General features: G+C 67.2%; 19 protein-coding genes and 2 tRNA genes. 15 read left to right on the top strand and 6 right to left on the bottom strand.

What is annotated here, in order from left to right:
- Window positions 1-71 precede the first annotated feature (71 nt).
- Entirely contained in the window at window positions 72-1,271 is a 1,200-nt protein-coding gene (pncB, locus tag LGN17_RS07050; protein WP_226195661.1) for a nicotinate phosphoribosyltransferase, read from the bottom strand.
- A gap of 319 nt (window positions 1,272-1,590) precedes the next feature.
- Here pncB and fdxA point away from each other — a divergent pair, with 319 nt between their 5' ends.
- The 8 genes from fdxA (at window position 1,591) to LGN17_RS07010 (ending at window position 5,979) form a co-directional block, all read left to right on the top strand.
- Window positions 1,591-1,914, top strand: a complete 324-nt coding sequence (gene fdxA / locus LGN17_RS07045) for a ferredoxin FdxA (protein WP_011351384.1) — start codon at window positions 1,591-1,593, stop codon at window positions 1,912-1,914.
- A gap of 102 nt (window positions 1,915-2,016) precedes the next feature.
- A tRNA-Asn gene (locus LGN17_RS07040) sits at window positions 2,017-2,092 on the top strand.
- Between the two features lie 75 nt (window positions 2,093-2,167).
- Window positions 2,168-2,243 (top strand) — tRNA-Asn (locus LGN17_RS07035).
- A 119-nt stretch (window positions 2,244-2,362) separates the two neighbouring features.
- A complete protein-coding gene (locus LGN17_RS07030; protein WP_011351383.1) occupies window positions 2,363-2,848 on the top strand; it encodes a CreA family protein in 486 nt (161 codons plus the stop codon).
- Between the two features lie 62 nt (window positions 2,849-2,910).
- Entirely contained in the window at window positions 2,911-3,810 is a 900-nt protein-coding gene (locus LGN17_RS07025) for an AraC family transcriptional regulator (RefSeq protein ID WP_226195660.1), read from the top strand.
- A 122-nt stretch (window positions 3,811-3,932) separates the two neighbouring features.
- Window positions 3,933-4,700: an AzlC family ABC transporter permease gene (locus tag LGN17_RS07020; RefSeq protein WP_226195659.1), complete on the top strand. Its 768-nt coding sequence runs from the start codon at window positions 3,933-3,935 to the stop codon at window positions 4,698-4,700.
- Window positions 4,697-5,035 (top strand): AzlD domain-containing protein, encoded by a 339-nt coding sequence (locus LGN17_RS07015; protein WP_104768634.1) that lies wholly within the window; start codon window positions 4,697-4,699, stop codon window positions 5,033-5,035. Before LGN17_RS07020 ends, LGN17_RS07015 begins: the two co-directional genes overlap by 4 nt.
- A gap of 161 nt (window positions 5,036-5,196) precedes the next feature.
- Window positions 5,197-5,979 (top strand): DUF4088 family protein, encoded by a 783-nt coding sequence (locus LGN17_RS07010; RefSeq protein WP_175951700.1) that lies wholly within the window; start codon window positions 5,197-5,199, stop codon window positions 5,977-5,979.
- A gap of 123 nt (window positions 5,980-6,102) precedes the next feature.
- On the opposite strand, the gene LGN17_RS07005 is transcribed toward LGN17_RS07010, so the two are convergent.
- Window positions 6,103-6,483, bottom strand: coding sequence for a hypothetical protein (locus tag LGN17_RS07005; RefSeq protein WP_226195658.1), 381 nt, complete (start codon window positions 6,481-6,483; stop codon window positions 6,103-6,105).
- Window positions 6,484-6,753: 270 nt separating this feature from the next.
- Here LGN17_RS07005 and LGN17_RS07000 point away from each other — a divergent pair, with 270 nt between their 5' ends.
- The 3 genes from LGN17_RS07000 (at window position 6,754) to fumC (ending at window position 10,046) form a co-directional block, all read left to right on the top strand.
- A complete protein-coding gene (locus LGN17_RS07000) occupies window positions 6,754-6,972 on the top strand; it encodes an RNA-binding S4 domain-containing protein (RefSeq protein WP_006486208.1) in 219 nt (72 codons plus the stop codon).
- 135 nt (window positions 6,973-7,107) lie between these two features.
- A complete protein-coding gene (norM, locus tag LGN17_RS06995) occupies window positions 7,108-8,496 on the top strand; it encodes a multidrug efflux MATE transporter NorM (RefSeq protein WP_226195657.1) in 1,389 nt (462 codons plus the stop codon).
- A 155-nt stretch (window positions 8,497-8,651) separates the two neighbouring features.
- Window positions 8,652-10,046, top strand: a complete 1,395-nt coding sequence (fumC, locus tag LGN17_RS06990) for a class II fumarate hydratase (RefSeq protein ID WP_047850516.1) — start codon at window positions 8,652-8,654, stop codon at window positions 10,044-10,046.
- 49 nt (window positions 10,047-10,095) lie between these two features.
- Here fumC and LGN17_RS06985 read toward each other — a convergent pair whose 3' ends face one another.
- Window positions 10,096-10,608, bottom strand: coding sequence for an acyl-CoA thioesterase (locus LGN17_RS06985; RefSeq protein ID WP_039370920.1), 513 nt, complete (start codon window positions 10,606-10,608; stop codon window positions 10,096-10,098).
- A gap of 130 nt (window positions 10,609-10,738) precedes the next feature.
- Window positions 10,739-10,879 (bottom strand): hypothetical protein, encoded by a 141-nt coding sequence (locus LGN17_RS06980; protein WP_226195656.1) that lies wholly within the window; start codon window positions 10,877-10,879, stop codon window positions 10,739-10,741.
- A 192-nt stretch (window positions 10,880-11,071) separates the two neighbouring features.
- Between LGN17_RS06980 and LGN17_RS06975 the strand changes: the two genes are divergently transcribed.
- Both LGN17_RS06975 and LGN17_RS06970 read left to right on the top strand, forming a co-directional pair.
- Window positions 11,072-11,779 carry an ArsR/SmtB family transcription factor gene (locus tag LGN17_RS06975; protein WP_046545220.1) on the top strand — a complete coding sequence of 236 codons (708 nt, stop codon included), beginning with the start codon at window positions 11,072-11,074 and terminating at the stop codon, window positions 11,777-11,779.
- Window positions 11,780-11,941: 162 nt separating this feature from the next.
- Window positions 11,942-14,452, top strand: a complete 2,511-nt coding sequence (locus LGN17_RS06970; protein ID WP_226195726.1) for a DUF6600 domain-containing protein — start codon at window positions 11,942-11,944, stop codon at window positions 14,450-14,452.
- 100 nt (window positions 14,453-14,552) lie between these two features.
- On the opposite strand, the gene LGN17_RS06965 is transcribed toward LGN17_RS06970, so the two are convergent.
- Window positions 14,553-15,524, bottom strand: a complete 972-nt coding sequence (locus LGN17_RS06965) for a thymidylate synthase (protein WP_226195655.1) — start codon at window positions 15,522-15,524, stop codon at window positions 14,553-14,555.
- Between the two features lie 41 nt (window positions 15,525-15,565).
- The gene (locus LGN17_RS06960; RefSeq protein ID WP_226195654.1) at window positions 15,566-16,963 is read right to left on the bottom strand and encodes a sigma-54 dependent transcriptional regulator; all 1,398 of its coding nucleotides are present in this window, start codon (window positions 16,961-16,963) and stop codon (window positions 15,566-15,568) included.
- Window positions 16,964-17,573: 610 nt separating this feature from the next.
- Here LGN17_RS06960 and LGN17_RS06955 point away from each other — a divergent pair.
- Complete coding sequence (locus LGN17_RS06955; RefSeq protein WP_413227009.1) at window positions 17,574-17,795, top strand: hypothetical protein; 222 nt, start codon at window positions 17,574-17,576, stop codon at window positions 17,793-17,795.
- A 272-nt stretch (window positions 17,796-18,067) separates the two neighbouring features.
- Window positions 18,068-18,568: a dihydrofolate reductase gene (locus tag LGN17_RS06950; RefSeq protein ID WP_226195725.1), complete on the top strand. Its 501-nt coding sequence runs from the start codon at window positions 18,068-18,070 to the stop codon at window positions 18,566-18,568.
- Window positions 18,569-18,651: the final 83 nt, after the last annotated feature.

Genomic DNA, 18,651 nt, shown 5'->3' with positions numbered 1-18,651 from the left:
TTGGCGGGCGATACCGTCGGATTATACCGGCCGACCTCGCCGCAACGCGGTTTTGGCCGTTCGGCCGACGCCTACTTCGACGCGTCTTCCTCGAGCGGCTGCGCGATGCCGAACACCTGGCGCAGGTACGCGAGATACGCCTTGTCGTCGCACATGCTCTTGCCCGGCGAATCCGACAGCTTCGCGACCGGCTGGCCGTTGCAGCGGACCATCTTGATCACGATCTGCAGCGGCACGTAGCCGAGATCGTTGGTGAGGTTCGTGCCCACGCCGAACGCGAGCTTGCAGCGGCCACGGAACCGTTCGTACAGCTGCATGACCTTCGGGATGTCGAGCGCATCCGAGAACACGAGCACCTTGGTACGCGGGTCGCAGCGGTTCGACTCGTAATGGCGCAGCATCCGCTCGCCCCATTCGAACGGATCGCCCGAATCGTGGCGCGCGCCGTCGAACAGCTTGCAGAAGTACATGTCGAAGTCGTTCAGGAATGCATCCATCCCGTAGACGTCCGACAGCGCGATCCCGAGGTCGCCGCGATATTCCTTCGCCCACATCTCGAAGCCGTAGATCTGCGAATCGCGCAGCCGCGGGCCGAGCGCCTGGCAGGCCTGCAGATACTCGTGCGCCATCGTGCCGAGCGGTGTGATGCCGTGCTTCATCGCATAAAGCACGTTGCTCGTGCCCGCGAACTGCGGGCCGAGGCCGTCGCGCAGCGTGAGCGCGACTTCCTCGTGCCAGACCTTCGAGAAGCGCCGACGCGTGCCGTAGTCGGCGATCTTGCAGTCGGCGAATTCGGGCTTCGCGCCGAGCAGCTTGATTTTCTCGCGCAGCCGCTCGCGGCCTTCTCGATAGTCGGGCTCGCGTTGCGTGTTGCGGAAATACACTTCGTTGACGATCGCAAGCACCGGGATCTCGAACAGGATCGTGTGCAGCCACGGCCCCGTGATCTCGATGTCGATTTCACCGTTGCCCTTCGGCGACGGCGTGATCGAGATGTACTTCTCGTTCAGGTGGAACAGCGCGAGGAAATCGACGAAATCGCTCTTGATGAAGCGCATCCGCCGCAGGTAGTCGAGTTCGACGTCGGAAAAACGCAGCGCGCACAGGCCGCGCACCTCGTCGCGGATCTCGTCGATGTACGGCACGAGATCGACGCCGGGCGTGCGGCACCGGAAACGGTATTCGACGCTTGCAGCGGGAAAGTGATGCAGGACGACCTGCATCATCGTGAACTTGTAGAGATCCGTGTCGAGCAGCGAAGTGATGATCATGGTTACGGCACCGCCAATATCGTGACAGGGCCTCGGCGCACCCCGCGCCGCCCGGTCTGTCGGCCATGTTACCCGAATGCGGGCCCGACCATCGTGAAACCGCCTGCCGCCCGGCGCCGGTCACCCCGCCCTACCGGCGTACGGGACAGGCGCCCCGTTGGTGCGCCCCTTCGGCGAGCCACCGGACGCCTCTATAAACTAATCACGAAACGATATAAGCCGGATAGCCGACCACGCCATGCGGGTTTTGCGCTTCAGTTACAATGCCGGTTTTGGCGCATACGCCACCCCATATATACCGCCAAGCAGGAGCGTTTTAATGACTCACGTTGTGACCGAAGGCTGCATCAAGTGCAAATACACGGATTGCGTGGATGTGTGCCCGGTGGATTGCTTCCGTGAAGGTCCCAACTTTCTCGCCATCGATCCGGACGAGTGCATCGACTGCGCCGTGTGCGTCGCCGAGTGCCCGACCAATGCGATCTATGCCGAAGAAGACGTTCCGGGCGACCAGCAGCAGTTCACCGCGCTGAACGCCGAGCTGGCGAAGGACTGGCCGTCGATCACGAAGACCAAGCCGGCACCGGCCGACGCAGACGAGTGGAAGGACGTGCAGGACAAGCTGCACCTGCTCGAGCGCTGATCGCGCAGCGGCCGCAAAAAAAATTTGTGCGCCGTGGCTCAAAAGTATTGACGACCTGATCAACGCTCCATATAATCTCGTTTCTCTGCTGTTGTTGTTTGTTCCCCGATAGCTCAGTCGGTAGAGCGCCGGACTGTTAATCCGTAGGTCCCTGGTTCGAGCCCAGGTCGGGGAGCCAAAAACGCATAGGCCCGTTGAAAGTGGACGGGCTTTTTGCTGGTAGACAAACAAGCATGCAGATGTACCGATTTATTCCCCGATAGCTCAGTCGGTAGAGCGCCGGACTGTTAATCCGTAGGTCCCTGGTTCGAGCCCAGGTCGGGGAGCCAAATAGCGAAAGGCCCGTCAATCGACGGGCCTTTTGTTTTTCCGGCCCGCCTTTCGACTTTCGTCGCCCGGTCGCGCGCATGCTAGAGTCTCTGTCCCGCATTCGCATCCGGTTCCATCGATGAAGCACCGCCTCCTCCGCTCGGCCCCCTTCGCCCTCCTGCTTTCCGCGTTCGCCGCGGCGCCGCTCGCGCACGCAGAGGAGGTCGGCAGCGTCAACACCCATTTTCGCGTCACGGGCTCCGATCGCGTGGTCGTCGAAGCGTATGACGATCCGGTCGTGAACGGCGTGACCTGCTACGTGTCGCGCGCCCGCACCGGCGGGATCAAGGGCACGCTCGGCGTCGCCGAGGATCCGAGCGAAGCGTCGATCGCATGCCGCCAGGTCGGCCCGATCAGCTTCAAGGAACCGCTCAAGCAGCAGACCGACGTGTTCAGCGAGCGCATGTCGTTCATCTTCAAGACCCTGCACGTCGTGCGCGTGGTCGACGCCAAGCGCAACACGATCGTCTACCTGACCTACAGCGACCGCATCGTCAGTGGCAGCCCGAAGAACGCCGTCACCGCGGTACCGATGCCGGCCGGCACGACGATTCCGGTCAAGTAAAGCCCGCGCCTGCCGGGCGCGCGAACGATACACTGTCGATTCGACCGCTTCCGCGCCCGATCATGTCCGCCACCCGCCTTCCCGACTCCGCACACTACTGGCGCACGCCGCTGCTGCCGGATGCGGATCTCCTCACGGCCACCTATCGCGAACACACGTTCGCCCCCCACTGGCACGACGCGTACACGATCCCCGTGATCCTCGAAGGCGCGGAACGCTTTACCTATCGCGGCAGCGGCTATGTCGCCGAAACCGGCTCCGTACCCGTGATCAATCCCGGCGAAGTGCATACGGGTTCGCGCGCGGCCGACGAGGGCTGGTGCTATCGCGTCAGCTACATGCCGGTCGAATTCATCCGCGAACTCACCAGTGCGATCGCCGGCCGCCCGCAGGACGCGCCGTGGTTTGCGCCCGGCGTGATTCGCGACGCCGATCTTGCGACCAGGCTCACGCTGGCGCACCGGATGATGGAGGCCGGCAGCGAGCGCGCACTGCCCTCGCAGGCGCACGGGCAGCCGGCTGACGATCCGGCGGGCGGCGCACCGCGCATCTACGATCCGCTCGCCGCCGAAACGGCGATGCTCGACGCGTTGTCGACGCTGATCGTGCGCCATGCCGACGCACTGCCGCGACCAGCGCCGTTGGCGGCAGACGAACCGCGCGTCGACGCGATGCGCGAGCGGCTCGCCGCCGATCTCATGTGCACGGTGACGCTCGACGAAGTCGCACAGGCTGCGGGCCTGTCACCGTTCCACGCGGCGCGCCTGTTCACCCGCACGACCGGCATGCCGCCGCATGCCTGGCGCAACCAGTTGCGCTTGCAGCGCGCGCTGGCGCCGCTGCGCGCGGGCGTGCCCGTCGCCGACGTCGCGGCGGCCAGCGGCTTCGTCGACCAAAGCCACTTCACGCGGCATTTCAAACGCATGTTCGGCGTGCCGCCCGGGCGCTGGCAGGCGAGCTGACGCGCAGCGTCCGGTCGGCCCCGCGATACCGTCGGCGCCGGCAGGCGGCCAAGCACCGCCCCGATCCCCCGAGCGCAAGAACATACAAGCCAGCACACCCCCTGGCCGCTATCCTCCCGTTGATGGAGGAGCCCCCTTTGAACCCGACACCCGTATCACCTGCCCGCCGCCCATTGAACGAATGGCTCGACGGCGCGCGCGACACGATCCCGATGATGATCGGCGCCGCCCCGTTCGGCGTGATTTTCGGCACGCTCGTTGGCGGCGGCCCGCTCGCCGCATGGCATGGCGCGCTGATGTCGCTCGCCGTATTCGCGGGCTCCGCGCAGTTCATCGCGCTCGGCCTGATCGCGGGCAGCGCGAGCTTCGCCGTCGTGCTCGCGACCACGCTGATCGTGAACCTGCGTCACCTGCTGTACAGCGCGACGCTCGCGCCCTATGTCGCACACCTGCCGCTGCGCTGGCGTGCGACGCTCGGCGCACTGATGACCGACGAGGTGTTCGCGGTCGCCTATGCGCACTACCGGCATTTCCCGCCGGGCGCGATCGGCCCCCACTACTTCTTCGGCTCGGGGCTCGCGATGTACCTGAACTGGCAGGTCTGGACACTCGCGGGGATCGGCTTCGGCGCGGCATTTCCAGGTCTGCAGTCGCTCGGTCTCGATTTCGCGATGGCGGCGACCTTCATCGCGATCGTCGTCCCGCAACTCGGCACGCTGCGCTATTTTGCGGCGGCCGTGACGGCCGGCACGCTCGCGTACTTCTGGCAGGGCTGGCCGTACAAGCTCGGGCTGCTCGGTGCGGTCGCCGCCGGCGTCGCGATCGGCGTCGCACTCACGCTGCTGCACGAACGCACGCGCGCCGGCTCGCGCACGGAGGCTGCATCGTGAGCTACGCGCTGCTGATTCTCGGGATGGCCGTCATCACCTACGCGATCCGCTCGACGCTGTTTCTGTTCGGCGAGCGGCTGACCTTCCCGCCGCTCGTGCGGACCGCGCTCGGCTTCGTGCCCGTCACCGTGCTGACCGCGATCATCGTGCCGATGACCGTCTCGCCGCACGGCGGCACGGCCGAGCTGACCTGGCGCAATCCACAGCTCGTCGGCGCGCTCGCTGCCGTGCTCGTGTCGGCAGCCACCCGCCGCCCGCTCGTGACGATCGCGGCAGGGCTCGCGGTGTTCTTTTTCTGGCAAGGGGTCGTGCTGCCCCACTGGCTACCCGCCTGAGTACACGCTCGGTCACGCGCGCTCAAGTTTCCGTACGGCACGCCGATATAGGAGATGAAGACCCGCCACCGGCCTCGGCGCGCACCGGTCAGTCGACGCTGCGCCCGTCCCGGTGCGCCGCGCCGGCCGCCGGCTTGCGCGGGCCGCCATCGAGACGATTCATGGGCCAGATCACCCTTTCCCTCAAGGACGACACGCTCGAGTCCCTGCGCAAGGACTACGACGCGTTCGTGCGCGTGTCGCTGAAACTCGACCCGCAGTTCGCGACGCCGTCGTTCGAGGATTTCCTGCGCGCCAAACTGCTCGACAACATGGTGCCGCTGACCGAGCACGCGGTGCAGCGGATGCTGCAGGGCGGTCAGTACGCGTGGGCCAAACGCACGCTCGACAAGGAATTTCCGGACGTCGTCGCGATCCTGATGCGGCAGGCCGGCGAATTCGGATTCGGCTTCGCGTCACGCTCCGAATGGACCCCCGACGAACTCGCGAAGGCTTGCCGCGACTGGGCGAAGGCGATCGTCGCCGAAGCGCAGGGCGACCCGTCGCTGATCGATCCGCTCGCATCGCAGATCAAGGGTGCGGCGCAAGACATCCAGGCGCTCGAGGAACTGATGCAGACGCCTGCATGGCGACTCGCGGAATCGCTGCGACAACGGGTCTACGAGGCCAAGCTCGCGTGCGAGATGAGCGTCGGCAGCACCGCGCGCGACAAGCTCGGCGAGCTGCGCGGACTGCTGCGGCTCGGGCTCGCGCACGGCTCGTTCCAGAAACAGGAGGCGCAGCAGATCATGGAATACCTGCGGCTGCTGAAACCGGAGATCTTCGTCGAGGAGCCTTACGACGTCTTCGCCCGCCTCGCCGCGTGGCTGCGCAGCGTATTCACCCCGGCCGCCGCGCGGCCGGCGCAGGGTCAGGGACAAGGACAAAGCCAACGGCGGCCGTAACGCCGCGCCCGATCGCATCAACACATGAAAGCGGCCCGACTCGCGCAACGCGAACCGGGCCGTCGGATGGCCGCCGTCGCGACGCACCGTCCAGGACGAACGTCGCACGGCGCCGGGCACCGCTTACTGCGTGGCGCCCTGGGCCGACGCACCGCCCTCCGCGCCGACCGATGCGCCGCCTTCGGTCGCTTCACCAGCCTTCGCCTTGGCCGAGCCGACATGGCTCTTGGCCGACTTCGCAGCGTGCTTCGTGTGCTTCTTGGCCGAGTGGACGGCCGACGACGCCGTATCCTTCGCGCCATCGGCCGCCGCGCCGACCGCATTGCCCGGTGCGTTCGCGCCCGCACTACCCTGCATGCCGGCACCGGCGCCCGCAGCCGGCGTCTGCGCCTGTACGCCGGCACCGGCTGCGCCCTGCACCGCCGCGCCCGTCTGGGCCAATGCGGCCGAAGTGGCGAACGCCGTCAGCGCGGCACCGATCAGCATCGTACGAATCTTGGACATGGCAATTCTCCTCAGGAAGTCGTGAGCCCGGACCGCAGCGATGCGACCCGTTGCATCCCCCGCCGCAATACGCAGCAGGTACGACAAAAGACCCGCGGCCCGCGCGGCCGGTTCTCGAATCTCTCAGACTGTTACCCACCGTTTCATTTGCTGACGAATGGCTCACACTCCCTGACAACTGCGCGCGGCAGCCGCCCGCGCTCGCGCACCGGCCCGCGGTGCCGTATGATGCGGGGCGACTCCTCCCGCGCATTGCGCCCCCTCTTCGTCATGCCCAACCTGGATTTCACGCTGACCGGCGAATACGTCGAGCTGCATAACCTTCTCAAGATCACCGGCCTCGCGGACAGCGGCGGCACCGCGAAGCTGATCGTCGCGTCCGGCGCGGTGAAAGTCGACGGCGCGGTCGAACTGCGCAAGACCTGCAAGATCCGCGCGGGCCAGGTCGTCCTGCTCGGCGACACGCGCATTGCCGTGCGCGAAGCCTAGGGCCGACGGTTCCCCCTGCCTGCGACATGGCCATCGGCGCGCGCGTTCGACACGGTTCGAATAAAGCCGTAAGCTAGCTCTCTCTCAAAATAAATACATATAGCGCGGGCCTGCACCCGCGCGAGCGCCCATTCCATGTCGCATTCCGGTCTTACGCGGACGGCTGCCGCGCCGCCTTCCCTGTCCAGTCACGCCGCCGATACCGCGCGCCTCGCTGCGCCGCTCGCGATCGCGCAGCTCTCGCAGATGGCGATGAGCGTCACCGACACCGTGCTGCTCGGCTCGCTCGGCCCCGATTCGCTCGCGGCGGGCGGGCTCGGCGCGAACTTCTTCTTCGTCATCGTGACCGTGCTGCAAGGCGTGCTGTCGTCGGTCAGCGTCAGCGTCGCGCATGCGCGCGGCGCCAAGGCCGACGAGCGCGTACCGCACATCTACTGGACCGGCTTCGCGCTGTCCGTGCTGCTCGCGATTCCGGCCATCATCGCGCTGTCGCTGTCCGAACCGATCCTGCTGATGTTCCACGAGCCGCCCTTGCTCGCCCATCACGTCGGCGAATACACGGGCATCCTGCGCTTCGCCGCGCTCGGCAGCCTGATCGGCGTCGGGCTGATGCGCGCCTTCCTGCCGGCGATCGGCGCGGCGCGCCGGCTGCTGTGGGTGTCGATCGGCGGCGTTGGCGTCAACGGCGTACTGAACTACGGGCTGATCCACGGCGCGTTCGGGCTGCCGCGCCTCGGCTTCCTCGGCTCGGCGGTCGCGACGACGATCACGATCTGGCTCACCGCGCTCGCACTGATCTGGCTGCTGCACGGCCGGCAACGCTTCCGTCATTTCGTCACCGCCGCGCGCCCGAAGCTGCCGATGATGGGCGAACTGATCGGCATCGGCTGGCCCGTCGCGATCACGTACGGGGTCGAGTCGACGCTGTTCCTCGCGACCGGCCTGACGATCGGCGTACTCGGCGCGACGTCATTGGCCGCCCACCAGATTGCGCTGAACGTCGCGTCGGTGGCGTTCATGGTGCCGCTCGCGATCGGCCAGGCCGCCAACGTGCGGGTCGGTTACTGGGTCGGCGCCGGGGCACCCGTCGCGGCGCGGCATGCGGGCTTCGTCGCACTCGGCCTCGGTGTCGCGTTCATGACGCTGTCGGGCATCGTGCTGGTCGTCGCGCCGCATGCGATCGTCGGCCTGTACCTGAACCTCGACGATCCGGCCAACGCGGCCACCGTGTCGCTCGCCGCGTCGCTGCTCGGCATCGCCGCGGTGTTCCAGATCGTCGACGGCGCGCAAACTGTCGGGTCGGGTGCGCTGCGCGGCCTGAAGGACACGCGCGTCCCGATGCTCGCGGCGACTCTCGGCTACTGGGGCATCGGCTTTCCGACCGGCTACTGGTTCGCTTTCCACGCGGGCCTCGGCGCCCGCGGCCTCTGGTGGGGCCTCGCGGCAGGCCTCGCAAGCGTGGCCGTGCTGATGGCATGGCGCTTCCATCTGAAGAGCGCGTCACTCGTGACGTCATCGCGCTGAGCGCGACAAGACGCGAAATCCGGGCCGGCGCTATGCTAGTCGGCTGAAGACCCCAAGATGCCGCGCGAGCGGCGCGACTGCCTCACGATACGTCTGATTACATCTGATGCCGCGCGACGACGCGTGGCCTTTCCCCTTTCCTGGAGGAGTGGATCATGAACGAAGCAGTTCGGATGGAACGCGATACGTTTGGCGAGATCGCCGTGCCGGCCGACCGGCTCTGGGGCGCGCAAACCGAGCGCTCGCTGCAGAATTTCCGGATCTCGACCGAGAAGCAGTCGCCCGAGCTGATCCACGCGCTCGCGATCGTCAAGCGCGCCGCAGCGGCCGTGAACCAGTCGCTCGGCGTGCTGGCCGACGACAAGGCGCGCGCGATCATCGACGCGGCCGACGAAATCATCGCCGGCAAGCATCCGCGTGAATTCCCGCTCGCGGTCTGGCAGACGGGCTCCGGCACGCAGACCAACATGAACCTCAACGAGGTGATCGCGAACCGCGCGAGCGAACTGATGGGCGGCGAGCGCGGCGAAGCGCGCAAGGTTCATCCGAACGACGACGTGAACCGCGGCCAGTCGTCGAACGACGTGTTCCCGACCGCCATGCACGTCGCGGCCGCGTACGCGATCGTCAACCACCTGCTGCCGGCGCTGCGCACGCTGCGCACGACGCTCGACGCGAAGTCGAAGGCGTTCGCCGACATCGTGAAGATCGGCCGCACGCACCTGCAGGACGCGACGCCGCTCACGCTCGGCCAGGAGTTTTCCGGCTACGTTGCGCAGCTCGACCAGGGCATCCGTCACGTCGAATCGGCGCTGCCGCACCTGTACGAACTCGCGCTCGGCGGCACCGCGGTCGGCACGGGACTGAACGCGCATCCGGAGTTCGCCGTGCGCGTCGCCGATGAAATCGGCAGGCTCGCGAAGCTGCCGTTCGTGACGGCGCCGAGCAAGTTCGAGGTGATGGCCGCCGCCGACGCGCTGGTGTTCGCGCACGGCGCGCTGAAGACGGTCGCGGCCGGCCTTATGAAGATCGCGAACGACGTACGCTGGCTCGCGAGCGGGCCGCGCTGCGGGCTCGGCGAGCTGTCGATCCCTGAAAACGAGCCGGGCAGCTCGATCATGCCGGGCAAGGTGAACCCGACGCAGTCCGAAGCCGTGACGATGCTGTGCTGCCAGGTGTTCGGCAACGACGTCGCGGTCAACGTCGGCGGCGCGAGCGGCAATTTCGAGCTGAACGTGTTCCGGCCGATGATCGCGCACAACGTGCTGCAGTCGGTGCGGCTGCTCGCCGACGGCGCACAGAGCTTCAACGACCACTGCGCGGTGGGCATCGAGCCGAACCGTTCGCGGATCGACCTGCTGCTGAACGAATCGCTGATGCTCGTGACGGCGCTTAATCCGCACATCGGCTACGACAAGTCGGCGCAGATCGCGAAGAAGGCGCACAAGGAAGGCACGACGCTGAAGGCGGCCGCGCTCGCGCTCGGCTACCTGACCGAGGCGGAATTCGATGCGTGGGTACGTCCCGAGCAGATGATCGGGTCGCAGTAACGGCAGGACGACGGGCGCGGCGCGCTGCGATGCGCGGCGCCCGCGGCGATCAGACCGCGCCTTTCGCGACCTCTTCCGGTTTCATCTCGACGATCTTGTCGAGCGCGGCCCGCACGTCGGCCGCATATTTCGCGAGCACCTTCTGCTCGTCGGTCTCGGGCACGAACGGCGGCACCGGCACCGGGTTGCCGTTCTCGTCGACTGCGACGAACACGACGAGGCAATCGGTTGTCTGGCGCAGCATGCCGCCCTTCGGATCGCCGGCATGCACGGACACGTGGATGTGCATGCTGGTGCGGCCCGTCGCCACGACGCGCGCCTTCAGCTCGACCAGATTGCCGACCATGATCGGCCGCTGGAAACGGATGTTGCCGACGCTGACCGTCACGCAATAGCGGCTCGACCAGACGGCCGCACATGCATAGGCGACCTCGTCGATCCACTTCATCAGCGCGCCGCCATGCACCTTGCCGCCGAAGTTCACCGACGACGGCTCGGCGAGGAAGCGAAATACGGTTTCGGTGCGGTCGAGGGCGGCCGGTACGGGGGACGGTTGGGACATCTTGTTGGCTCCAGGCGGCAGGGGCGCTGTAATCGGGCCATTATACGTTGCACTGCGGTAACGCGTCGCGGGGCGCCCCGTGCGGCGCGGCTGCCGGGGCGGTGCCCGGCGCGCGCACGGCCGGCACCGGTCAGCGGCGCACCGTGATGCCCTGGTCGATCGTTCCGTACATCTCGATGCTGCCGCCGCGCTCGCCGACCGCACCCGCACCGCCCTGCGCACAGGCCGCGCAGACGAGTGCGACCGCCAGCAAACAGAAAATCGTCTTCATCGTTGCATCGTGTCACGTGCGGCAGCCCGCTGCTGCCGCTTTCGGCCATTCTACGCGCGCGCCGCGAGCGGCCGCAGCCCGGTTCGCATCGACGGCGCCCGCGCCACGGCATTCGACATTTCAGCCAGAAGCGAAACATCGAATGCGCGCGCCCACTACACTGAAGATCATCCCGCCTGACGAGACACGACGATGACCGACCAAGACGACCACCACTTTCCGGGCCTGAGCCGCATTGGCTCACTGATCGCCGACCCCGGGCGCGCCGCGATGCTGTGGGTGCTGATGGACGGCAGCGCGCGACCGGCAGGCGAACTGACGATGATCGCGGGGCTGTCGCCGTCCGCTGCAAGCGCCCACCTCGCGCGCTTGACCGAAGGCGGCCTGCTCGCGCTCGACGTGCGCGGCCGGCATCGCTACTACCGGATCGCATCGGCCGACATCGCGGCGTCGCTCGAGGCGCTCGCGAACGTCGCCCGCGCGGCTGCACCGCATCGCCCGGTTCCGGCGCCGTCCCGCACGGTCCCGGCCGAACTGCGCTATGCGCGCACCTGCTACGACCACATGGCCGGCGAACTCGCGGTGCGCATCTTCGACGGGCTCACCGCGCGCGGCTGGCTGCTGGCCGACGGTGATGCGATCGAGACCACCGAACTCGGCACCCAGGCGCTCGCGCAATGGGGCATCGACGTCGCGCAGCAGCGCACGCGCCGGCGCCGCTTCGCGTGCGGCTGTCTCGACTGGAGCGAGCGGCGCTCGCATCTCGGCGGCGCACTCGGCGCAGCGCTGCTCGAGAGCTTCTGCGCGCACGGCTGGATCGAACGCGCGGCACGGCCTCGCGTGCTGCGCGTCACCGTGCCCGGACAGCAGGTTTTCGACGGATGGCTTACGTCCGCTTGACGCCAGCATTGCATCTGCGCGACAACGGCGCACGATCGACAGGTTTTGTTACATCGTGTGCCATTCGCCTTACAAAACACCGAGCATTGAAACAGGCCGAGCGGATATTGTGAACCCAGCGGCACGAATCGACGCGCCGCGATAATGACGAAGACGCTCACCATGGCCACCCTGTTCACGCTCAAGCGAACCGCCCGCTGCACGCTGCTCGCGTTCGTCGCGCTTGCGGCGCTGCCCCCCGCATTCGCGCAATCGGCCGGCGCCCCGCCCTATGCGGCCGCCGCACGGCAACCGGGCGGCGATCCGCCCAGCCGTGTCGCGCGGCTCAATTACCTGTCGGGCGCCGTGACGACCGAGCCGGCCGGCACCGATACGTGGTCGTATGCCGCCGTGAACCGGCCGCTGACGACCGGCGACCAGCTCTGGAACGATGCCGGGGCGCGCTCGGAACTGCACATCGGCTCGACCGCGGTACGGCTCGGCGAGTCGACGAGTTTGTCCGTGCTGAACCTCGACGACACGACGACCCAGCTGAAAGTGGGGCTCGGCACCGTGTCGACGCACGTGCGCGATCTGCCGGCCGGCGGATCGTACGAAATCGACACGCCCAATCTCGCGCTCGGCATCACGGGCCCCGGCGACTATCGCGTCGACGTCGCGCCAAACGGTGCGAGCACGACGGTTACGGTGCGCAGCGGCAGTGCAACCGTCTACGGCAGCAATGGCCAGTACCCGCTGTCGCCCGGGCAGCAGGTCACGTTCACGGGCACCGACCTGCAGGTCGCGCAGCAATCCGCCGCCCCGGGCCCCGATCCGCTCGACCAGTGGGCCGCCAGCCGGGACGCAGCCGAAGAGCGTTCGGTGTCGGCCCGCTATGTGTCCCGCGACATTCCCGGCTACCAGGATCTCGACGCGAACGGCACGTGGCGCGAAACCCCGAATTACGGCCAGGTATGGGTGCCGAACGACACGCCGGCAGACTGGGCGCCATACCACGACGGCCACTGGATCTGGCAGGCGCCGTGGGGCTGGACGTGGGTCGACGACGCGCCCTGGGGTTTCGCGCCGTATCACTACGGCCGCTGGGCATACGTGGACGACAGCTGGGCATGGGTACCGGGCCCGCTGGTCGTCAACCAGCCGCCGGTCTATGCGCCGGCGCTCGTCGCGTTCGTGGGCGGTGGCGGCGGCCCCGACTGGAGCGTCGCGCTCACGGTGGGCGGCGTCGCCGCGGCCGGCTGCGCGTGGTTCGCGCTCGGCCCGGGCGAACCGTGGCATCCGGGCTGGGGCGGCTGGAGCCCGCACTACTACGACCGCGTGAACCGCAACATCGTGGTGAACAACGTCAACGTGAACAAGACCGTGAACGTGACGAACATCACCAACATCAACAAGACATATGTGAACTTCCGCGCACCGCACGCGATCACGGCCGTACCGGCCTCCGCGTTCGTGCACGGTCAGCCGGTCGCGCACTTCTCGCAGCACGTCGATCCGCAGCAATGGCGCAACGCGCACGTCACGCCGGGGACGCCGGGCATCGCGCCGGTGCGCCAGAGCTTCACTGGCGGGCTGCGCAATGCGAGCTACCGTCCGCCTGCGGCGATTGCCCAGCACCCGTACGTCGCGACGCGCAATCCCGCCGTCCCGGCCGCGTATCGCGACCAGGCCGCAGCCCACCTCGCGCAGCAAGGCGGGCGCGTACCGGGTGCCGGCGCCCCCGTCGTGAAGACGAACGTGCCGGCCGACTATACGGCTCGCCCGATCCGCGTTCCGGGCAAGCCGGGCGGCGGCGCATGGGCGATGCACAACGTGCAGCTCGTGAATCCGCACGGCCCCGTCGTGCAACCGGCTCGCGCGCCTCGCGAAGGCCAGCCGGCCGCCGTGCAGGCCGGGCGGCCGGGAGCACCGATGCCGGGCATGCCGAATGTCACGCGGCCGGCGAACGGCGAAACCCCCAACGCACCGCGTTTCGTCACCGGCGGCATGCCGCAGGCCCCCGGCAACCCGATGCCGCATCAGGCAGTCGGGCCCGGCAACGGCGTCCCGCATCCGCCGGTAGCGAACAACGGTCCGGCGGGCATCGGCAACGCACACGCAGCCGAGGCACCGTCGCCCGCGTGGATGCAGCCGCACACGCCGATCGAACGTCAGCGCCCTGCTCCGCCGACCGCACTCCACGCGGCGGGACAGAATGCGCTACCGCCCGTGCGCAGCGCAGCGGTGCCGCATCCGGAAGGCGTGCCGACTCCGCTGGGCGCGCAGCCCGGTGACCGGAACGCAGCACCGCGCGCGCTGCCGCAACCGCGGCTGGACAATACCGCGCAGATTCCGCAGCCGCATCCGCGCCCCGATTTCCCGACGCCGGCCCAGCATGGGCAACCGCAACAGGAACGGACGGCACCTGCGCCGCAACCTCGCCCCGAATTCGCGCAACCGGCGCCGCATCGCGAAGTCGCGCCGCCACGTGTGAACGAATACCGCCCGCCGGCGCCCGCCATGCATGACATGCCGCGCATGGATCCGCGGCCACAACCGGCACCACGCATGGAACCGCGCCCGTCGATGCCCGCACCGCACGTGGAACCGCGGCCGCAACCGGCGCCGCACGTCGAGGCACCCCACCCGAGCAGCCCGCCGCAAGGCGGTCACGAAGAGCGGCATCACCAGTAAGTGCCGCAAACGTGAAACAAAAGGCCCGACCGGCTGATACCGGTCGGGCCTTTTTCCGCGGGGCGCGGATCGATGCATCCGCGCGGCCCGGGTCGCGCGATCAGACCGCCATCGGCGCGGTCAGTGGTTCATGGTGGCGATAACCGACGAGCGAGAAATCGGACGGCTCGATCTGCTCCAGCCACTCGGGCGCGTAGACGCCCGTCTTCGCGTATTCCGGCACCCGCTCGGCAATCTCGAGCCGCGGGCTGTCATACGGCTCGCGCGTGAGCTGGCGCTGCAGCATGTCGAGCTGATTCTCGTAGATGTGCGCGTCGCCGATGAAGTACGTGAACCAACGGGGCGTGTAGCCCGTCAGCCGGCCGACGAGCGACAGCAGCGCAGCCCCTTCCGTCAGGTTGAACGGCGTGCCGAGGCCGACGTCGTTGCTGCGGATGTACAGGCACAGCGAGATTTCGCGCTTCGTCGCATTCGGCAGGAACTGGTACAGCAGATGGCACGCGGGCAGTGCGATCTGGTCGAGCACGGCCGGATTCCACGCGTGAAACAGGATGCGACGGTCGGCCGGGTTCTCCATGATCGTGTCCAGGCACTGGCGCAACTGGTCGATCGCCTTGTACAGCAGCACCTTCGGCGCACCGTCCTCGTCGAAACGCGTGACGATCCGGAAGCCGCGGCGAGTCGCGTCGGCGATCTGCGCGTCGGCCCCCCCGTCGAGCACCTTGTAGCCCGGCCACTGGCGCCATTGCACGCCGTACACGTCGCCGAGATCGTCGACGCCCTGGCGATACGGGTTCGCGAGCCATTGCGCGTTCTCGTTCGCATTCGCGTCCCACACCTTGCAGCCGAGCGCGCGGAAATCGGCCGCGCTGCGCGACGCGCGCAGGAAGCCGACCAGTTCGCCGATCGCGGACTTGAACGCGAGCTTCTTGGTCGTCACGGCCGGGAAGCCTTGCTGCAGGTCGAAGCGCAGCATCGCGCCGGGCATGCTGATGGTGCGGATCCCCGTGCGGTTCTCCTGCCAGGTGCCGGTATCGAGAATGGTACGAACGAGATCGAGGTACTGTTTCATGCGGGTTCCTTCGGCCGCGAGGGCGGCCGTACCCGCCAATTTTAGCAAGCGTGATGCGGAAGCTCCGGCAACGGCGCCGAAAACCCTGCCAGCGTGTCGCCGCGATCGCGCATGCCGTGTGCGCACATCAGCCGGTAGAGCGTGACGCGCGACACGCCGAGTTCGCGCGCGGCATCCGCGAATCGGCCGCGATGGCGCAACAGCGCCTGCTCGATCGCCTGCCGTTCGGCCGCCTCGCGCGCCTCCAGCAGCGACACGGGTGCGAGCGTCGCGAAGTCGTTCAGCTCGAGATCGGCCGCGGTAATCATCCGGCCCTCCGACATGACGATTGCGCGGCGCACGCGATTGATCAGCTCGCGCACGTTGCCCGGCCACGAATAGCCGTACAGCGACGCGACCGCATCGGGGGAAAAGCCGCGCAGGCGACGATGCGCATCGCCCTTGAAACGCTCGAGCATGTGGCGCGCGAGCACCTCGATGTCCTTGCCGCGCGCGCGCAGCGGCGGCTCCTCGATCTTCAGCACGCACAGGCGATGGAACAGGTCCTCGCGGAACCGCCCTTCGCGCAGCGCCGCTTCCATGTCGACGTGAGTCGCGCAGATCACGCGGACGTCGACCGGCACCGACACATGGGCACCCAGCCGCTCGATCTTGCCTTCCTGCAGGAAGCGCAGCAGGCTTGCCTGGCTTTCGAGCGGCAAGTCGCCGATCTCGTCGAGAAACAGCGTGCCGCCGTTGGCGGCCTCGACGCGGCCGATCTTGCGCTGGTTCGCGCCGGTGAACGCACCGCGCTCATAGCCGAACAGTTCGGCCTGCAGCAATGTCGACGGGATCGCGCCGCAATTGATCGCGATGAACGGCGCCTGCGCGCGCGACGAACGTTCGTGAATCGCGACCGCCGTCAGTTCCTTGCCCGTACCCGATTCGCCGGAGATGAACACCGGCGCGTCGGTTGCCGCGACGCGGCGTATCGTCCTGAAGAGCCCCAGCATCGCATCGCAGGTCCCGACCATTTCGCCTTCGCTGCGTCCGGCGCCGACGGGCGGCGCAACGGGTTCGGTCAGCGCGATCATCCCGTGCGCATGACCGACGGTCTCGACGATCCGCGACGTCTCGTACGGCATCGTCACGTAGTCGAAACAGTAGTCGCGAATGAGATGGCGCAGCGTAGCGTCCTGCAACTGGCCGCGGCGCGTCGCCGCGATCCAGCCGATGTGCTGAATGCTCAGGCAGGATTCGAGTTCGCGCAGGTCGGAGGGCTTGAAGCCCGGCGAAAAATCGAGCAGCCCGGCCGTTGCGACGCCATGCTGCACGACACGTCGTACGTCTCGCACGGTCTCCGCGAGATCGACACGCCAACCGCATTCGTCGAAATGGCCACGCAACGCGTCGTTCGGTTCGCGCGAATAGTAGATCACGTGCCGCTGATCGGCTCCCATATGCTCACCCCGTTCATCAACCGTCTAACGATTGCCGTGCCCGCCAGGTCACGGGCGAAAAGGATCGAATCGGGTCAGCCGAAGGCGGCTCGATTCGCCATGCCGATACGAGGCGATCACATCGCCTCGCATGATGGCGCTTATCTTGCGTCCAGTTATTTTGATCAAGACAGCTTAGTTATAGGCACTGAATACGACAATCCGATTTCAGCGCGGCGAGCGACGCGGCCGTATCGCTCAGGAGGTCGATGCGCGTCAATCGTCTGCACATAGCACGTGCGCAGCGATACGCTCTGTCATCAACACTTGCGACGATTTTCATCCTTGCTGCGTATGGATTGAATCCGCAGAATTCCCAAGCCCCCTCGTTTCAGGCCTGAAACATTTTCGGCCGTTTTCCAACACAATTCGCAACGCTCGAGCACGAATCGCAGCCTCGACAACGGTCGCGGCGCGATGGCATGCATTTCGCTGAATATGGAAACCGTCGGAGACAGCGACCATGCGAAAACATCTTTTACTTTCTTTCGTGTCGATGGCCATTGCGGCCGTCGCAGTCGGCCCGCCCACGCTCGTACGCGCAGACGAAAGCGCGAATCCGGATCGCGCCATGCTGCTTGCAGCAAACGCGCCGAGCATGCAGCACGGCAACGGGTTCGGTATCGTGACCGTGTCGTCACCGCAACTGCTGCCGGCCGGCAGGACTTCGGTGACGCTGTGGGACGAGATTCCGCCGCCTCAATTGCCGATGCCGCTTCCAGTACCGGTACCGCAGCCGGGCGACGCGCAGCACGCGATGGAAGGCGCCGCGCAAGGCAGTACGCATCAGTGATGCACGAGTCGATTCATTTGATAAGGATCACGTATAGATTTGAGCGGGCCGGACAGCATCGATCGGAGGCCGGCATCGACGATCTCGCAACACGGAACGGTTTTGTGCTCCGTCCCCCGGCGGGCACGCTTTTTATTCATTCCGTCGCCGCGACGCATTGCCTCGAGCGTCGCGGCGCGCAGCGCAGAAAATGGATGCGCGCACCCGGAACCGGCGCGCGTCGCCGTTCCGGTAAAATCGGCGCCATTCCGGTTTTCCTTTCCCCGACCTTCATGACGACGTTGACCCTGATCGTCGCGCGTGCCCGCAATGGCATCATCGGCCGCGACAACCAGTTGCCCTGGAAACTTCCCGAGGATCTCGCCTTCTTCAAGCGCACGACGATGGGCGCACCGATCGTGATGGGCCGCAAGACCCACGAGTCGATCGGCCGGCCGCTGCCGGGCCGCCGCAATATCGTCGTCACGCGCGACGCGACGCGTCGCTTCGACGGCTGCGACACGGTCACGTCGCTCGTCGATGCGCTGGCGCTTGCCGCGCGCGACGGCGTGCCCGAGGTGTTCCTGATTGGCGGCGCGCAGCTCTACACGGAAGGTCTCGCACTCGCCGACAAGCTGGTCGTCACCGAGATCGATGCCGACTTCGACGGTGACGCCTCGTTCCCGGCGCCCGACGCCGCGCAGTGGCAGGAAGTGTCGCGCGATGCGCATCAGGCGGCCGCGCCGAATACGTTCGGCTATGCGTTCGTCGTCTACGAGCGCAAGCGCGGCTGACGCGTCACGCATAATGAAAAAAGCCCGACCGGCTCATACCGGTCGGGCTTTTTCGTTTGATGGCGGCCGAAGCCGCGCGCCGC

The sequence above is a fragment of the Burkholderia sp. AU30280 genome (assembly GCF_020420125.1).
In the GTDB taxonomy this organism is placed as follows: Bacteria; Pseudomonadota; Gammaproteobacteria; order Burkholderiales; family Burkholderiaceae; genus Burkholderia.
The sequence above is the reverse complement of the archived record's forward strand: the minus strand, read 5'-3'. Positions and strand labels throughout refer to the sequence as shown.